The sequence below is a fragment of the Sulfurimonas sp. genome, from assembly GCF_016744025.1.
Lineage (GTDB): Bacteria > Campylobacterota > Campylobacteria > Campylobacterales > Sulfurimonadaceae > Sulfurimonas.
On the sequence record NZ_JADGFC010000006.1, the window covers coordinates 16,870 to 34,210 of the forward strand.

Below are 17,341 nucleotides of genomic sequence, written 5' to 3' on the forward strand. Positions count from 1 at the left end.
AACATTACTAATTATTAATCTTACAGTACCCAGAATCAGACCCAGAATCATCATACTTATGTACAACTTTCATAAAGCAGTTTATATTTGATAAAAATAATTTTACAATCTTTGGATCAAAATGTTTTCCTGCATTATCTGCTATATAGGCAAGAGTATCATCATATGTCCAAGAGTCTTTATAGATTCTCTTGTTAATTAAAGCATCAAAAACATCAACCAAACCTACTATTCTCGCATGGATAGGAATATCTTCTCCTGCTAATCCCTTAGGATAACCTGTACCATCCCATTTTTCATGATGATAGAGTGATATCTCACGTGCAATTTTTCCGACTTTAGGATCACCATGAAAAGCACTTTCTAGTAGTTTATGACCATTTATCGTATGCGCTTTCATAACCTCATACTCAGCATCAGTTAGCTTTGCAGGTTTACATAAAATAGCATCTGCAATTGTAACCTTACCTATATCATGAAGTATAGACATTTTCCCACACATCTTTGCTTCTTCATCAAACATGCCCAATAGTTTTGAGAGAAGATATGTGTACTCACTTATACGCTTAACATGTGATGATGTCTCTGAGCTTTTAAACTCTGTTACTTCTGAGAGTAGTTCTATAACATCTTCATTAAACGATGTACGCATTGACTCAAAAAGCTCAACGGTTTCTACATTTTGATAAATCCTAGCGTAGAACTCATCACGAGAAAAAGGTTTTGTGATGTAGTCATTTGCTCCATCTTTTAAAAAGCGGCTAGTAGTGTATGAGTTAGTATCTGAAGTTAAGACCACGATGCTTAACTCTTTTCTACTCTTCTTTTTTCTAACTTCTCTAACAAATTCTAAACCATCCATAACAGGCATATGATAATCAGTAATAATTAACTCTATCTCTGGATGTAATTCTAACTTCTCCAATCCCTCTTTTCCATTACTCGCACTTATAACTTTAAAATAATGAAGCATAAAGTTTTGTTTTAAAAAGCTTGAATATAGAGCAGAATCATCTACAACTAGTACCATTTTGTCTTTATTTGCCTGTAGCTGTTTTAGCTTCTCCACTACATATATTATATTTTCAAAACGCTCTTTTAGTACATAGTCTACTATTTTAGATGTTTCAAAACCCTCTCTAAAAGATTCGTCAAATATAGCTGTAAAGACTATGGGTGCAATATTATGTTTATTTAATAGAGCAATAATCTCACCATTATGTGCATCTGGAAGATTCATATCAGCAACTGCAAATTCATAACGAGTGGTTTGTAAAAACTTTTTTGCTTGTGCATATGTAGTCGCAATATCAAAATTAAAATTTGTATATTTTTTTAGTAGTTCATTAAAAATCCCACAAAGCATTTTTGAATCTTCTATAATTAGTAACTTAGACATTTGCATACCCTTTTTACGTTGTTAAAGCACTAAGATTATACATTAATATTATTAAACTGTTTTTAATTATTGACATCTTTATTTTAAAGTGATAACATAGCGTTATATATTTTTATATACAAAGGTTTAGTGTGGAAATAGAAGGTCGTATCTGGTTTAAAAAAAAGGGAAAAAATCTACTTGGCAATGGTCGAGTTGAACTTCTTGAAAGGATTGATGAACATGGTTCTATATCAAAAGCTTCTAAGTCTATGAAGATGAGTTACAAGGCTGCTTGGGATATGGTAGATGCTATGAACAACCTCTCAGATGAACCTCTTGTGCAAAAAGTTACAGGTGGTAAAAATGGTGGTGGCGCACAGGTAACAGAGGTTGGTAAAGAGCTTATAAATACATTTAAAAAGTTTAAAGAGTTTTATAACGCTCTCCTTCTTAAAGTCGATGAAGATGAACTTAGCAACGATAACCACCTCTCTCTTATACGCAAACTTCATATGAAAAGTAGTTCTAGAAACATGATAAGTGGACATATAAAAGAGTTTAATACAGCTGAGTACAACACAAAAGTAGAACTTAGCATCTCAGATACAAGCTCACTATTTGCCATTATCCCGACTGCTACCTTTGTAGATATGGATTTGAAAAAAGGCGATAAAGCCTTTGCCCTTGTCCAAGAGAGCTCTATCATGTTATCAACTCAGGAGCCTCATGGTATCAGTGCGAGAAATATTTTAAAAAGCACTATCTCAGCCCTTAAGACAGATGCTGTAAGTACCGAGGTCAAACTATCTATCGGTAAAAACACTCTAACATCAGCAATCAGCAATGATGCACTTGAATCACTTGAACTCAAGATTGGACAAGAAGTATATTCCATCATTAAAGCTACCGACATTATCATAAGTATCTAAGGAGATTCAATGAAAAGATTATTAATATTACTAGCACTTAGCATCTCAGTTGTTCATGCAGGAACTATTAGCATAGCCGTAGCGGCAAATGTAAGTTACGCGATACAAGACTTAAAAAAAGAGTTTAACAAAACTCACCCTGAGACAAAAGTACGCATAACTCTTGGAAGTAGTGGAAAACTTACAGCTCAGATAAAACATGGTGCTCCATACCAGTTGTTTATGTCTGCAAATATGAAATATCCAAAAGCGTTGTATCAAGAAAAAATAGCGATAAAAGCACCTAAAGTTTATGCTTTAGGCTCTTTAGCCATCTTAAGTAATAAAAAAAGAGATTTAAGTGATGGCATCTATATACTCAAAAATAAAAAAATATCAAAAATAGCAATAGCAAACCCAAAAACAGCTCCTTATGGAATAGCTGCTTTTGAGGCTCTTGCAAATGCTAAGATTAAAAATGAGATTAAGAGTAAGTTTGTATATGGAGAGTCTATCTCTCAAACTGTTTCTTATACAGTTACTGCCGCAGATATAGGAATCATCGCCAAGTCTTCACTTTATTCAAAAAATATGTCAAAATACAAAAAGAACATAAACTGGGTAGCAGTTGATCCAAAACTATATACTCCAATAAAACAAGGTATCGTTATGTTAGAAGAAGACAAAGAGGTAAAAGCTTTTTATGACTTTATACTCTCAGAAGATGCAAAGAAAATATTTAAAAACTATGGATATCTACTACCATGAACAAGTTCAAAGCGACCATAACAAAAATTCAAAGCGTAGATAATCTAAACATAGTTAACTTTGACTTTGGCGGTCAAGGTCTAAGTATGATGAGTCTAGATTTAAATGAAAAGATAAAAGTAGGAACTCAGGTTTTACTAACTGCAAAACCTACTCACATAGCTATAGCAAAAGAGTTTAGCGGAGATATCAGTTACTCAAATCAGTTAGATGCAAAGATAGTTGAGATAAACAACGGTGAGCTTTTAAGTAGCATAAAACTTAGCACGGGAGATGCAACTTGTGAGAGTATCATCACAAAAAACTCATCTCTTAGAATGAAGCTAAAAAAAGATGATAAAGTTCTTCTTTTTATAAAAGCAAGTGAGTTATCTATAAAAGAAGTTCTATCATGTTAGAGATGCTCCAAGCCATAGAGTTTGCTCCATTTATACTATCTTTTAAACTAGCAGGTATTACAACCCTTATACTTTTTACTCTATCTCTGCCTCTTGCTTGGTGGCTTTCTCAAACTCGTTCAAAAGCTAAACCAGTACTCGAAGCAATAACTGCTCTTCCAATAGTTTTACCTCCATCTGTTTTAGGTTTTTACATACTTATAGTTCTTTCTCAAAACTCTCCTTTTGGTGCTTTTTTTGATGAGTACTTTGGAATAAAGTTAGTTTTTAACTTTACAGGTCTTGTCATCGCAAGTTCATTTTACTCTCTACCATTTATGGTTCAACCTCTTCAAAGCGGATTTGAGTCTATAAACAAGAACATGCTAGAAGCTTCATATATAAGCGGTAAAAGTAAATTAGAAACAATTCTAAAAGTAGCACTTCCAAATATGAAACCAGCTCTTATAACTGCAATAATCGTAACATTTGCTCATACAGTCGGAGAGTTTGGAGTAGTTCTAATGGTAGGTGGAAGTATCCCAGATGAAACAAAGGTTGCATCTGTAGCCATCTATGAAATGGTTGAAATACTAGACTACACTTCTGCGCATATCTATAGTGCAATAATGGTAATAATGAGCTTTTTGGTTCTGCTGAGTGTTTATATTTTTAATCATAAACAGTCGAAAAGTTTTATGTAAAAGGTTTAAAAAATGAGTGATATTGTAATTTATGAAGATGGGAATGTTGAGTTAAATACAACCGTTAAAAATGAAACTATTTGGTTGTCACAAAAGCAAATAGCAGAACTATTTGATGTTCAAAGACCAGCTGTTACAAAGCATTTGAGTAATATATTTAAAAGTGGTGAATTAGATGAAAAAGTGGTATGTTCCATTTTGGAACATACCACTCCACATGGTGCAATAAAAGAGAAAAAACAAGAACTAAGTTTTATAACCTTGATACAATTATATCTATCGGATATAGAGTAAATAGTAAAAAGGCAACACAGTTTAGAATATGGGCAACAAATATATTAAAAGAGTATCTTATAAAAGGATATGTGCTTAATAAAGATAAACTTCAAGAAGAAAAGTTACAAGAACTAGACAACACACTAAAGCTTATAAGAAATAGTATAGATGAAAAACAGATAGGTTTAGATGAAGCAAAAGGGCTTGTAGATATAGTCTCAAACTATGCAAAAAGTTGGGCTTTATTACAAGGGTATGATGAGCAAAGTTTAGAAGATATTTCAGTATCTAAAGAAGAGAACTTTATACTTGATTACGATGAAGCAAAAGATGCCATAGCTGAGTTTAAAAAAGTACTTATGGAAAAAGGAGAAGCAACAAATCTTTTTGGACAAGAAAAAGCAAATGAATTTAAAGGAAATCTTTTAAATATTTATCAAAGCTTTGGAGGTGTTGATTTATTAGCTTCTATCGAACATAAGGCTTCAAACCTACTCTACTATGTGATAAAAGGACATGCTTTTAATGATGGAAACAAACGCATCGGGGCATATCTTTTTATACTATTTTTATCTAAAAACAAAGCTCTACATAAAGCAAATGACGAGTTGAAGATAAACGACAATGCCCTAGCTTCACTAGCTCTCTTAGTAGCCACAAGTAAACCAGAACAAAAAGACATCATTATAAAACTAATCATGAACATCTTATATGATGGCAATAATGAAGTATAGGGAGAAATAAATATGGAACTAGTTTATTTATGGGTAGAAGATTATAAGAATATCAAGAAACAAGGTTTAACTTTTCGCCTAGGTTTGGGTGTTTATATTTTTATCATAAGCGGAAGAAGAGTTTTATATAAAGGAGGATGTTAATATATGTCAAAAGAATTTTATAGAATAAGAAGTTTAGAGAGTTTAATTGGTAAACATAAAGAACTTGATAATCAAGAAATTTTTTTTCAAACTCCTGAAAAACTAAATGACCCAATGGAAGGATTTATAGAATTTGTATTTAATGGAGATAAAATAGTTTGGAAAAACTTTTTTAAGCATTATATTATCTGTTTTGAATGGATATTTCAAAATTATATAATTTATGGAGAAAATGGTATTCAATTAGGAGTAGAATATATTCCTATTTTTAAAACATTTGAAGAATTAGAATCTCCAGAATATAAACAGTTAATTTCAAAAATAACAGAATCTTTTTTTGAAAATTCTGGAGAATTAGTCAATGAAATTTCTCAAATAACGACAGATATTTCAAAAGATGAATTACTTAGGTATTTATATTTTTCACATAATGTGTTATTAGAAATTGTTCAAAGAACTTATGAAGATCAAGAATTAATGCCAAGAAGAAAACAAATAACAAAAATAGATATTAACAATATTAAAAATATTAGTAAATACATAAATGCTATTGAAAAGTTAAGAGAAGAATATGGACATGAAAAAGTAAATATACTTCACCAAGATTCAGTAGCATGGTATGAGAAGATGATGCTAGAACTTAACTGCAATACAGTTATGGGTAAAGAGACTCCAAACAAAAATTTTATATTAAATTTTAATAGTCATTATTTAGAGGCATTAAAAAAGCTAACTTATCCAAAAGTTTATGTAGCTAGTTTTTTAGAAAACCCATATAATTCATCAACTTGGGGAAATTATGGAGAGAATCATACAGGGGTTTGTTTAATTTTTAAGTCAGATAAAGAACAACTAGAATTTTCTAATGTTCTCTCAGGAGATAGACCAATAACTCAATCCTTGAAATTTAAAAAAGTTAATTATGATAGTGACTTTAAGGAAATTAATTTTTTTGAATCTTTTGGATTATTAACTTATCAAAAAATTTACTCATGGTATATAGATGAATCTAACAATGAAAGTATTTTATTTGACAAAATGTTTAAAAATGAAGATTCATGGAGAGAAGAATTTTGGGGAAAATTTGAAAAGAATAAATTGATAAAAACAAAAGATTGGCATTATGAGAAAGAGTATAGATTAACTTACCATAGACTTTCAGACTATGAGGTTCCAAAAGAACATAGAAAATTAAAATATGATTTTAATAGCTTAAAAGGCTTAATTTTTGGGATAAAAACTCCTTTAGACAAAAAATGTGAAATTATTGAAATTATAAAAAATAAATGTAAAGAAAGAAATAGAAATGATTTTGAATTTAATCAGGCTTATTATTGCAACAGTGAAAAAGAAATACGTTACAGAAATCTAAATTTAAAGTTTAACGATACTATTCAAAAATCAAAAAAAGTGACGAAGTCTATTAAAAAGGTGAAAACAATCAATGATAAAAATAAATATAACTAAAAAACTTCACGGTTCACTCTCAGATATGAACTTAGATATAGACCTCAACATCAAAGAGGGAGAGTTCTTAGCACTTAGTGGGAAGAGTGGAAGTGGAAAGACTACACTTCTTCGCATCTTGGCAGGACTCGAAGATGCAAGCGGAGATATAAGTGTAGGTGAAGAGAGTTGGTTAAGCTCCACTATGAAACTTTCACCTCAAAAAAGAGCCATTGGTTTTGTTTTTCAAGACTACGCTCTTTTTGATAATATGAGTGTTTTGAACAATCTTTTGTATGTAAAAAAAGATATAAAACTAGCTCAGCATCTACTTGGCATAACTGAACTTCTTGAGCTAAAAGAGCGACTTCCAAATACTCTAAGTGGTGGTCAAAAACAAAGAGTTGCACTTTGTCGTGCGATGATGAACAGACCCAAACTTCTACTTATGGATGAGCCACTCTCAGCTCTAGATCCAGCCATGAGAACCAAACTACAAAACGAGATACTAACTCTTCATCGTGAGTTTAATACAACTACCATCATGGTAAGTCACGACCCAAGTGAGATTTATAGACTTGCGTCTAAAGTGGTTGTTTTAGAAAATGGAAAAATCACAAACGAGGGTAAACCAAAAGATATACTCTTAAGAACACAGGGAAGTCAAAAGTTCTCGTTTAGCGGAGAGCTTTTAGATATAAAAAAAGTAGATGTAATCTTTGTAGCCATCATAGCCATTGGTCAGCAACTTGTAGAAGTAGTAGTGAGTGAGTATGAAGCACAAAACCTAAACATCGGAGATGCCATAGAAGTTAGTACTAAAGCATTTACTCCAATAGTTAGTAGTGTATAGCTAACCAAACAGTCTCTTGATTTTGTATAGTCCAAGAGACTCTGTGTTTTGTGCCTGCTGTGATGTTAAGATAATCACCCTCTTGAAGTTTTATATCCTCTGCATCTTCAAACTCTAAAATAGCTTCGCCCTTAAGAACTATTACCCATTCATCGCTCTTTTGATTGTACCACTCAAACTCATCTGTTGTGTGACCTTTTGAGATTATTCTTTCAATCTTAAGTCCATCTTTTGATATGATATCTTCAAAGAGTTCTTCTTTTATCTCTGATGGAATATTTGCAAATATATTAGACTTTTTCATGGAAAGTATGCGCTCATATATCCAACCACCCTACTCTCATCTTCGCTCGCATCTGCACTTGTTCTATAATCAAGTATATTAGATGTCAAAGAAAGTTTCTTTGCACTCATCATCATAGCTTCTACTCCTGTAATACCACAAGCTTCACATCCATTACGGAGTTCTTGCATATCAAGTTTGGATACTGCTTCTAAACAAATATTGTCTAGTTTATTTGCATCTTCAAGGTTATAAAAATGACTTAAATCAGTACTAATAATAACTCCATAATCATCATCTGCTAAAACAAAATCTATAATATCTGAGATATCACTTGCATCTACTCTCCCATAAACTAGCTCAACTATTTGTGCATCTGGTATATAGAACTTTATAAATGGAAATTGAACTTCTGTAGAGTATTCCTTATGTGCATCTTTAACACTCCCAAGTGAAAACTTCTCTTTTAATTCTTGCGCAATTTCTGTCGCAGAATTTAAATCTCCAAAAGGTGTTTCATAGTCACATACGTCCAAAAGGCTGATACCATCAAAAGCCACCTTATGAGAAGGTCCTATGACTACAAACTTTTTTACTCCACTTTTTTGTAAAACTCTGTAGGCAATATTTGCCGTATATCCTGAAAAAACATAACCAGCATGAGGAACAATTACCGCTCTACTTTTTACATCTGGTAGAGTAAAGTTCTCCTCATATATTTTGTTAAAATGTTCAAAGTATCTTTCAAGTTCTACTGATCTTGCAGGGTAAAAACTTCCTACAACACTCATATTTCTTTTCATAATCCCCTCTCCATTAAAGTTTTTGTATCTTGTCAAATTCTTCTTGTATATGCTCAACCTCATATCTATAAACAGTTGGGTGTTCACTATATATAGAAGGTGTTGCTCCAGCCTTAGTACTAAGGTGTTCTAAAAACTCTTTTGCACTGCTTAACTGCTCCCAAACCTGAGGTAAGAAAGTACCTTGGTGCCCTTTATGAGTTAAGATAAGTCCATCTATATTAGGCCTGACTTTTTGAAGTAAATCTTCATAATCCTCATACTCTAAAATCTCTGGCTCACTTAAAATGGAGACTTCAAGGTTTAGATGCGAGAATTCAGCACTGCTTATAGCATTAAACCTAGGGTCTTTAAAGGATGCCGAAATTGCATTTAAAACTATATCATCTATAAGTCTTCTGTGAGGAACTATTGAGCCTATGCATCCTCGTAAATTACCATCATACTTTAATGTTACAAAACTAGCTCCATCTTTTTGCAAGTATGGATATTCTCTTAAAAGAGAATATCCATCTACACTACTTGTATCCTCAAACTTACTTAGTATTGCAGTCTTAGCAATTCGTAGTAAAATATTTTCAACCATATCTTTTCCCACCTTTTTTTAGTCACCGTGGCGACGTTTATGCTTTTTACTTTTTTTATCTACTGTTTTGTGATGGCACTCTCCACTTTTTTGCAGGGCATACTTAGTCATAAAAGGACCTAGCATCTCATGAACGAATGTAGTCGCAATAATAACATTAAGTATGAAAGGAGCGATGCTATCGAGTTGTGCATGGTTTTGTATAGATAGAGCAAGTCCAATCGCTACACCCGCTTGAGGGAAGAGTGCTATTCCCATATATTTTTTAATAGTGTTTGAGCTTTTTGAAACTACTGCTCCAAGATAGCTTCCAAGAACCTTACCTATAACTCTTAAAAGTGTATACATAGCTATTATGAGAGGAACACTTACCAACGAATCTAACTTTAAATACATTGCAGATAAGATGAAAAAAAGCATAAATATAATATTTGCTAGATGCTTATCAATCTCTTCTTGAATCAAATCAAAATGACGTGAAGTATTTACCATGACTATACCCATAACCATAGCACTTAAAAGAGGTTCAAGTGCGTATAACTCACTTATGCTGTAAACTAAAAATATAAGACCAATAGTTGCGATAGTTTCCATAGTTTTAGAGCTTACAAATACTCTCTCTAGTAGTGTATTTGTAAGACCTGCAATCGTTCCAAAAAGTATGCTCATAGCTAAGATTACAACAGCATCTAAGATATTTACCCACTCAAAAACTGCACTAGCAATCAATGATGTTCCAACAGTAAGAGCAAAGGTTAATATCATCAAAGAGATTACATCATCAAGAGCAACAATGGCTAAAAAAGTTGAAGTAAAAATTCCCTTTGCTCTAAGTTCATGAACTATGGCAAGAGGAGTAGCGGGAGCAGTTGCAGTTGCGATACCTGCTAAAAGCAGAGCAATGAGAACTACTTCTCTTGTATCAAAAGGAAAAATTCCTCCCAAGATAATAAAACCAACTGACACAACTACAAAAGTTCCTATAGCTTGAAAAAGAGTGATATAAACAACTTCTTTTGCATGCCCACGAAATGATGAAAACTTTAGTGTAGCTCCGACAAGAACGGCTATGATAGACAGAGAAATATCAATTATAAGATGCGAATGTTCAACGAAGTTTGTAGGAATTATTCCAAGCACTTCTGGTCCTATGAATAAACCAAGAAGTAAGTAACCGACTACACGAGGAATTCCAATCTTAGGGCTAATCCAGCCAATTATGCTTCCTAAGACAAAGATGATTCCTATATTAAATAGCATCTCCATAATAACACAAACTTACTCAACTATATTACGAAGAGCATCTTCAAATTTATCAAACTTAAACTCAAACCCACTATCTAAAAGCTTTTTAGGATATGCGTCTTTAGAATCAAGCATTACACTAGAGCCTTCGCCAAAAATCATCTTTACAAGAAAAGCAGGAAGAGGTAAAAATGTTGGGCGACTAAGAACTTTTCCAAGTATTTTTGTTTGCTCAATATTTGAAAGAGTATGCTTTGTTGTAAAGTTTATAGGACCATTTAACTCAGGAGTCTTAACTATAAACTCAAAGGCATGAACTAGGTCATCTATATGTATCCATGAGATAATCTGATTACCCTCACCAACTTTTCCCCCCATACCCATTTTAAAAGCAGGAAGCATCTTTTGCATTGCTCCACCTTCTTTTGCATAGATGACACCAAATCTAGTCTGTACACTTCTAACACCAAACTCCTCTGCTCTCATAGCCTGGGCTTCCCAATCTTTACATATATGTGCAAGATAGTCAGTCCCATAATCACTAGAGTTCTCATCATGTTTTGCTTGTGAGTCATAGATGCCAACCGCAGATGCTGATATAAAAAGTTTTGGTTTTTCTTCACATAGAGCCATCGCATCTACGAGTTTTTTAGTAGTATCTATTCTAGAGTTATAAAGTAAATCTTTATAAGCTTCATCCCATCTTGCCAAGATAGATGCACCACTTAGATTTATTAGAACATCGCACTTATTTATCTCTTTAGCAATATCTTCTATTGTTGAATTTTTTCTTACTTTTATACCAAAAACATCATTATGCTTTGAAGAAAAATACTCTTCAAGTTTTGAACCTACAAGCCCACTTTTACCGCAAATTATTATTTTTAATCTGTATCCTTTAGACATTAGATACTCCTTTATGAGTATAATAAATAATTTTACCTAAATAATGTTATGAAAATCCTACTATGCATTTTCTATTTCTTTAAAAATTATTGTCAAATCTTTACTAAGCTCTTTGATATGATCGATAGTGGCTTCTAAATCTATTAACGCATTATTATCATATTTTTCTATAAGTATGTTAGTTACTTCATGTAGTTCACGGTGTAGCACTTCAATTTTATTATACGCAGGATGTTTAGAATACAAGCGCTTACCATCTTCATATAACCACTCACCAAAACGACACTCTGTATGATTTAGTTTAGGTGGTGTTTTATGTATGTCATTAAGATACGAAAATATGTTTTGTAACCATGCTTTATGTTCTACAAGAGCATATAATAATGGTAAATCATCACGATTTATAGGATTGGTATTTTTCCATTTTTCATTTGGCTTATACTCTTGTATCCAACCTGAAATCTCATTTGCTGGCATCGGATAAGCAATAATATAACCCTGAGCAACTTCGCATCCAAGCTTAAGCAGTATCTCACCATGCTCTATACTCTCTACACCCTCAGCAATAACTTCGCGTCTAAATGCACTTGATAATCCAAGGATACCATCTAAAATAGCCAAATCATCAGGGTCTTCCAACATACCACATACAAAACTACGGTCAATTTTGAGCTCTTTTGCAGGAAGACGTTTAAGATAGGTAAGAGAAGAGTAACCAGTACCAAAGTCATCAAGTGAAAAGAATATTCCTAGATCACTACACTCTTGCATAATATGTGAGATATGCACAACATCTGATAAGGCACTTGTCTCAAGAACTTCAAGTATAAAATCTTTTGGTTTTATACTTGGGTAATTTTTGAGTAGACATTTTAATTGCTTTACAAAATCAATCTCTTGAAGCTGCATTGCATCTACGTTTATACTTATTGGAAAGTTTATACCGTTTAGTTGAAACTCTTCAATCTGTTGCATCACACGGTCTAATACCCATTTTCCAAGTTTTACACAAAGAACATGATCTTGAATAATGGGTAAGAATCTACCTGGAGCAAGAATGCCATATTTTGGATGGTTCCATCGAATCAAGGCTTCTGCCCCAACTACTTCACCACTTTTCATGTTGATCTTTGGTTGATAATACATTACAAACTCATCATTTGTAAGTGCTATTGCTATCTCTTCTAAGCTCTCATGATGCGTTCTTAGCTTCTTGTCTTTTTGCGCGTCAAAAATACAATAACGATTTTTACCTAGGAGTTTTGCTTGGTACATTGCTTGGTCCGCTTGACGAAGAAGTTGATCTGCATCTGTCTCATCACCAGCATCATAAAATGCCACTCCCAAACTTGCAGTTAAATGCATCTCGATATCGTCTATAACAACTTGCTGTGAGCTCGCATGCAGGAGTCTTTTTAACATAGGAGTACTATCTTCATGAGTTTTCAAGTCTAGTAAAACAGCAACAAACTCATCTCCACCTAAACGTGCAATAGTATCTCCATCACGAAGAGTATTTTTCATGCGTTGTGCAACTAGAGCTAAGAGTTTGTCTCCATTGGCATGTCCGTGTGTGTCATTTACAGCTTTAAATCCATCTAGATCTAGATAAACAACTGCTAAAGATAAGTTATGCCTAGCAGTTTGAGCTAAAGCTTGTTGAATACGGTCTGATAATAAAACACGATTTGGAAGTCCTGTTAAAGCATCATAGTGTGCAATATATTCTAAATGATGTTGATGTTGTTGACGTTCAGTAATATCCTCTCCTGCACTAAGACTTCCAAAAATCTTTCCATCCTCATCAAACTCATAAGAGCTATGCCATGCTATGAGACGTTTATCTCCTGATTTTGTTTCAATTGTATTTTCATAATATTCTGTACCTTCTTGCTTACCTGCCATAATATCAAGATATATAGGATAAATAACTTCCATTCCTACTGGTTGTGATAGACATAATTCAAACCATAATTGCCCAATCAGTTCTTCTTGCGTATAACCAAGAAGCTCACAGCCTTTACGATTTATGAGGGTTATTATGCCATTGGCATCTAGCAAAACTATCATAGCTTCTACCGTTTCAAGATAATGCTCAAAACGATCTCTCTCTATAATAAGCTTCTTTTGTAGTTCTTGTTTATGCGTGATATCACGGGCTGTGCCAAGAACTCCCATAAGTTTACCTTCAGCACTATACATAGCAACTTTTGTAGTTTGCAGAACCTCTTTGTGTCCATCACTCGCAAATATCAATTCTTTTTCTTCAACATACTCTTTAGAGTTTTCAATTGCTAATTGATCTTTTTTACGAAAAAAATCTGCGAGTTCTTTAGTAACAAAATCATAATCGTTTTTTCCAATAATTTCTGATTCTTTAGCTCCAAAAAATTCCTCAAAACGCGTATTACATGCCAAGAAATTACCATCTACATCTTTTAACCAAACTAAATCAGGAATTGTTTGTACTAATGTTTTAAGTAAATTTTTCTCATGATAAAGTTCTAATTCTATATGCTTACGCTCATCAATATTTACAAGTAACTTACTAAAAAGTTTAAGAAGTTCTGTATCATTATTAGTAAATGCATATTTTCTGCTTACTGTTTCAAAACCTACAAAACCCTTACAAGCAGAATCTTTCATTAAAGGAAAAGTTATTAAACTTCTAATCTCTTTAGAAAGTAACATATCACGTAATTCTATATCTGCTAATAGAAAAACATCTTCTGATAATATTGGTTCACCACTTAAATGGATTTTCAACCACTTTGGGGCAATATCTAGTGAAATATTTTGAAGACTGTCAATTTTCGATAAAATTCCTTCATTACACCATTCATAAGTATTAGATGATGTGTTTTTAGTAAAATCATAGTCAAATATATAAGCACGATCTGCTTCTACAAATGTAGCCATAGTTTCAAGTGCAGAATTTATTGCAGGATCAATCTTCTCTAGAGGTAAGTTAATAAAAGAAGTAGAAAGATTTAAAAGAAGCTGTCTATATTCTTCTTGATACTCGACTTTTTTTTCAAAGTTTTTATGTGCTTTTAGTTCACGCATCAGACTTAAAGTATTTGAAGAAAATGCGCTGTAAATTGATATAATTATATCAGTTAATAAAGTACTTGAATTATTCACTTTATCATCTGAAATCATTCTAGCTTCTTCTATACTATTACCATCTTGGAGTGCGAAAACTATATAAGACATTTCACGATCTGATTCTAAAATATGTGAAGCAAGCCACTTTACTAAAAATTCTATAGCTTCACTTGCAAGTTCACAAAGAGTTTTAACATCCCTTTGTGATTTTAGTTTTAGAACTTTTTCTGAAAAGCTCTGATGTCCTTTTACATGTTCTTCATTAATAGAATCTAAAAGAATATGTTTTTCCCAAATTGCTTCTTCTGTTTGGAAATGATAATGTGTATAATCTATAAGTTCATCAAAAATAGTTTCTAGTTCTTCTTCATTTGAGTTATAAATCACATATCTGGCAAATCGATTAAGTATTTCAACTAACTTACAATGTTGTTGATCTATCGTATCAAGACCTGTATTAAAATGATCATCCCATGGGAAGATATCAATAGATTGCATATATTCACTTTTTGTTAAAATTAATTAATTAAATATATATTATCAAATGTATACGAAATATTCACTTAGATTATTAAGAAATTTTATAATTCCAGTAAAACAGTATCTCTTCTTGTGACTTCAAATTTCTTACAAGCACTCTCAAAAGCACCGCTCTCACCTATGAGAATACACTTGTGTTTTGCTCTTGTGATAGCTGTATAAATTAGTTTAGTATTATGCATAATAAAGTGTGAAAAAGTCATTGGAATAACCACGATATCATATTCCATACCTTGAACTTTATGGATAGTAAGAGCGTATGAAAGCATCAGATGTGATTTTATCTCTTCATACTCGTAAACTACTACTACATCTTCATTTGGATAGAATACGAACACTTGTTCATCATCCTCTTCTATCTTAAATAGGAGTCCACTCATACCGTTAAATATACGTCTTTGGTTTGAGTCTTCACCCATCTTAAAGCCATCAGCACTCCACGATGTCATATTCTCATTTTTAGTATGAACTACCTTATCCATAAGTCTAAATTCACCGCCACCTTTTTTAACGCACTTTTTAGGATTTGGATTGAAGTACTCTTGTAAAACTACATTTAAATTATTAGAACCAAGTGTTCCACCTTTCATCGGAGTAATAACTTGAAAGTAATTTAAATACTCTTTTATCTGTTTATTTTTTAGTCTATACCTTGCTTTTTCAACAGAATCTACAACTTTATGAACTATCTCGGTAACTATCGCTTGAGCATTACCTTCTCTCATATCTTGCTGTTCTTGCGTAGAGAGTTGATTTTTTATAGCATAATAATTTTGGATGCTAATATCTGTAAACTCAAAATCTTCATAAGTATCTCTATAGTTAGGAACTATGCCTTTACGGATATCGTTTGCTATAAGAGTTATGGCTTGGTCTTCGCTTTGTCTATAAATCTTTGTAAGTTTTACAGTAGGAGCTAACTCTAAAGTTAGTACATCACTTAGAACATTTCCTGCCCCTATTGGAGGAAGTTGAGCGTCATCACCTACAACTATAACAATAGCATCTCGGTGAACCTTTGCCATAAGTCTTGCAAATAATGATGAGTTAATCATAGATGCTTCGTCTATCAAAACTACACGAAAAGGAAAGTCATCTCTATCTTCATACTTAACTATAAGAGATTGTATAGTTGCACTCTCATAACCTGTAGTATCTGCGATTCTCTGAGATGCAATACCACTCAAAGCACAAGTCATTATCTCTTTTTCTTCATATCTTGTGTTTAATAAATCAAGTATAGTTTTTGAAGTTGTACTTTTTCCTGTTCCCGCGTAACCAACTAAGAAAAGAAGAGAAGCACCTTCGTTTATTTTTTGTACTGCTTCTTTTTGCTGATCTCCAAGTTTAAGCTCTTTGGTTGCCAAGAACTCATCTAAGTTTTTAACATATCCACCGCTATCTTTTTTAGCTCTTGATGTAAAAGTATCATATAGATATTTCTCTGAGTCATAAAGCCTAGCAGGAGAGACTCTATCGTTTTTCATAATTACAATACTTTGCTCACTAACTCTCTCAATTAGTGCTGCTTCGTAAAGATTGTTTTTAGAGTTAAAGCCTAAAAGCTCATTGAGTCCTGAGAAGAGTATATCTTTTGCAACACAACTATTTCCTTGCTGTTCGCAGTAATTCATAAGAACATAGTCCATCGCTGAACTTATACGATTTTCATCTTCAGCAGTTACTCCCATCTTTAGTGCAAGTTCATCTGCTCTTTTAAAACCTATAGAATTTATGGAAGTAAGAATGTAAGGATTTTCTTTTATCTTTGAACATGGCTCATCCACATCTTTCATAGCAGATGCAATGGTAGTAAGAAGTGCTTGAGAGACATCAAAAGGGCTTAAAAATTCACCAAGTTTTCGCATAGAACGAAACTTTTTCCATGAAGCCTGAATCTTTTTAAGACGCTTCTCTTTGATGCCTTTAAACTCTAAAAGTCTCTCTATATCATTGTCTAAAATTTCACATAGTTTTTCATTTTCGAAGTGTTCTATGAGGTCACTAGAAATCTTTTTTGTAAAACCTTTTACGATTTTATTTAAGAAGAAAAAGAGTTGATTTTGATTTACTTTGATAGATTCAAATTTGAAAGTCTTACCGTACTTTTTATGTTCTTCGAAGTAACCGCTAAGAGTTATGGCAGAGCCTTTTATATGAGAGACTTCACTCTCTAAGTAAGTACCACTTATCTTTTCACCAGTCATTAGGACTGCGATGAAAAAACCCTCATCTTCAAATAGAATACGGTCTATTTGACCAATGAGAGTTGTACTCAA

Annotated in this window: 16 protein-coding genes; 8 read left to right on the top strand and 8 right to left on the bottom strand. The window is 32.7% G+C overall.

Annotated elements, in window-relative coordinates:
- Positions 1-7: 7 nt before the first annotated feature.
- Positions 8-1,399, bottom strand: a complete 1,392-nt coding sequence (locus QZZ48_RS02060; protein WP_294961354.1) for a response regulator — start codon at positions 1,397-1,399, stop codon at positions 8-10.
- A gap of 131 nt (positions 1,400-1,530) precedes the next feature.
- Between QZZ48_RS02060 and QZZ48_RS02065 the strand changes: the two genes are divergently transcribed.
- The 8 genes from QZZ48_RS02065 (at position 1,531) to QZZ48_RS02100 (ending at position 7,591) form a co-directional block, all read left to right on the top strand.
- Entirely contained in the window at positions 1,531-2,310 is a 780-nt protein-coding gene (locus QZZ48_RS02065) for a TOBE domain-containing protein (RefSeq protein WP_294961357.1), read from the top strand.
- A 9-nt stretch (positions 2,311-2,319) separates the two neighbouring features.
- Complete coding sequence (modA, locus tag QZZ48_RS02070) at positions 2,320-3,057, top strand: molybdate ABC transporter substrate-binding protein (RefSeq protein WP_294961359.1); 738 nt, start codon at positions 2,320-2,322, stop codon at positions 3,055-3,057.
- Positions 3,054-3,455 carry a TOBE domain-containing protein gene (locus QZZ48_RS02075; protein WP_294961361.1) on the top strand — a complete coding sequence of 134 codons (402 nt, stop codon included), beginning with the start codon at positions 3,054-3,056 and terminating at the stop codon, positions 3,453-3,455. Before modA ends, QZZ48_RS02075 begins: the two co-directional genes overlap by 4 nt.
- Positions 3,449-4,138 carry a molybdate ABC transporter permease subunit gene (gene modB, locus QZZ48_RS02080; RefSeq protein WP_294961364.1) on the top strand — a complete coding sequence of 230 codons (690 nt, stop codon included), beginning with the start codon at positions 3,449-3,451 and terminating at the stop codon, positions 4,136-4,138. The genes QZZ48_RS02075 and modB overlap by 7 nt, the downstream gene beginning before the upstream one ends.
- A gap of 12 nt (positions 4,139-4,150) precedes the next feature.
- Positions 4,151-4,432: a hypothetical protein gene (locus QZZ48_RS02085; RefSeq protein WP_294961367.1), complete on the top strand. Its 282-nt coding sequence runs from the start codon at positions 4,151-4,153 to the stop codon at positions 4,430-4,432.
- Positions 4,327-5,148 (top strand): virulence protein RhuM/Fic/DOC family protein, encoded by an 822-nt coding sequence (locus QZZ48_RS02090; protein ID WP_294961370.1) that lies wholly within the window; start codon positions 4,327-4,329, stop codon positions 5,146-5,148. Before QZZ48_RS02085 ends, QZZ48_RS02090 begins: the two co-directional genes overlap by 106 nt.
- A 147-nt stretch (positions 5,149-5,295) precedes the next feature.
- Entirely contained in the window at positions 5,296-6,759 is a 1,464-nt protein-coding gene (locus tag QZZ48_RS02095) for a DUF2971 domain-containing protein (protein WP_294961372.1), read from the top strand.
- Positions 6,737-7,591 (top strand): ATP-binding cassette domain-containing protein, encoded by an 855-nt coding sequence (locus QZZ48_RS02100; RefSeq protein WP_294961375.1) that lies wholly within the window; start codon positions 6,737-6,739, stop codon positions 7,589-7,591. Before QZZ48_RS02095 ends, QZZ48_RS02100 begins: the two co-directional genes overlap by 23 nt.
- On the opposite strand, the gene QZZ48_RS02105 is transcribed toward QZZ48_RS02100, so the two are convergent.
- The 7 genes from QZZ48_RS02105 to QZZ48_RS02135 all read right to left on the bottom strand — a co-directional run bounded on the left by QZZ48_RS02105 (position 7,578) and on the right by QZZ48_RS02135 (position 17,341).
- Entirely contained in the window at positions 7,578-7,895 is a 318-nt protein-coding gene (locus QZZ48_RS02105) for a cupin domain-containing protein (RefSeq protein ID WP_294961378.1), read from the bottom strand. The two genes, QZZ48_RS02100 and QZZ48_RS02105, sit on opposite strands and share 14 nt — an antisense overlap.
- Positions 7,892-8,677 carry an AmmeMemoRadiSam system protein B gene (gene amrB, locus QZZ48_RS02110; protein WP_294961381.1) on the bottom strand — a complete coding sequence of 262 codons (786 nt, stop codon included), beginning with the start codon at positions 8,675-8,677 and terminating at the stop codon, positions 7,892-7,894. Before amrB ends, QZZ48_RS02105 begins: the two co-directional genes overlap by 4 nt.
- Before the next feature lie 13 nt (positions 8,678-8,690).
- Complete coding sequence (gene amrA / locus QZZ48_RS02115) at positions 8,691-9,263, bottom strand: AmmeMemoRadiSam system protein A (RefSeq protein WP_294961383.1); 573 nt, start codon at positions 9,261-9,263, stop codon at positions 8,691-8,693.
- 18 nt (positions 9,264-9,281) lie between these two features.
- Positions 9,282-10,523 carry a cation:proton antiporter gene (locus tag QZZ48_RS02120; RefSeq protein WP_294961387.1) on the bottom strand — a complete coding sequence of 414 codons (1,242 nt, stop codon included), beginning with the start codon at positions 10,521-10,523 and terminating at the stop codon, positions 9,282-9,284.
- Positions 10,524-10,541: 18 nt separating this feature from the next.
- Positions 10,542-11,414, bottom strand: coding sequence for a TIGR01777 family oxidoreductase (locus QZZ48_RS02125; RefSeq protein ID WP_294961390.1), 873 nt, complete (start codon positions 11,412-11,414; stop codon positions 10,542-10,544).
- Positions 11,415-11,474: 60 nt separating this feature from the next.
- Positions 11,475-15,020, bottom strand: a complete 3,546-nt coding sequence (locus QZZ48_RS02130) for a bacteriohemerythrin (RefSeq protein ID WP_294961393.1) — start codon at positions 15,018-15,020, stop codon at positions 11,475-11,477.
- 83 nt (positions 15,021-15,103) lie between these two features.
- Entirely contained in the window at positions 15,104-17,341 is a 2,238-nt protein-coding gene (locus tag QZZ48_RS02135) for an AAA family ATPase (protein WP_294961396.1), read from the bottom strand.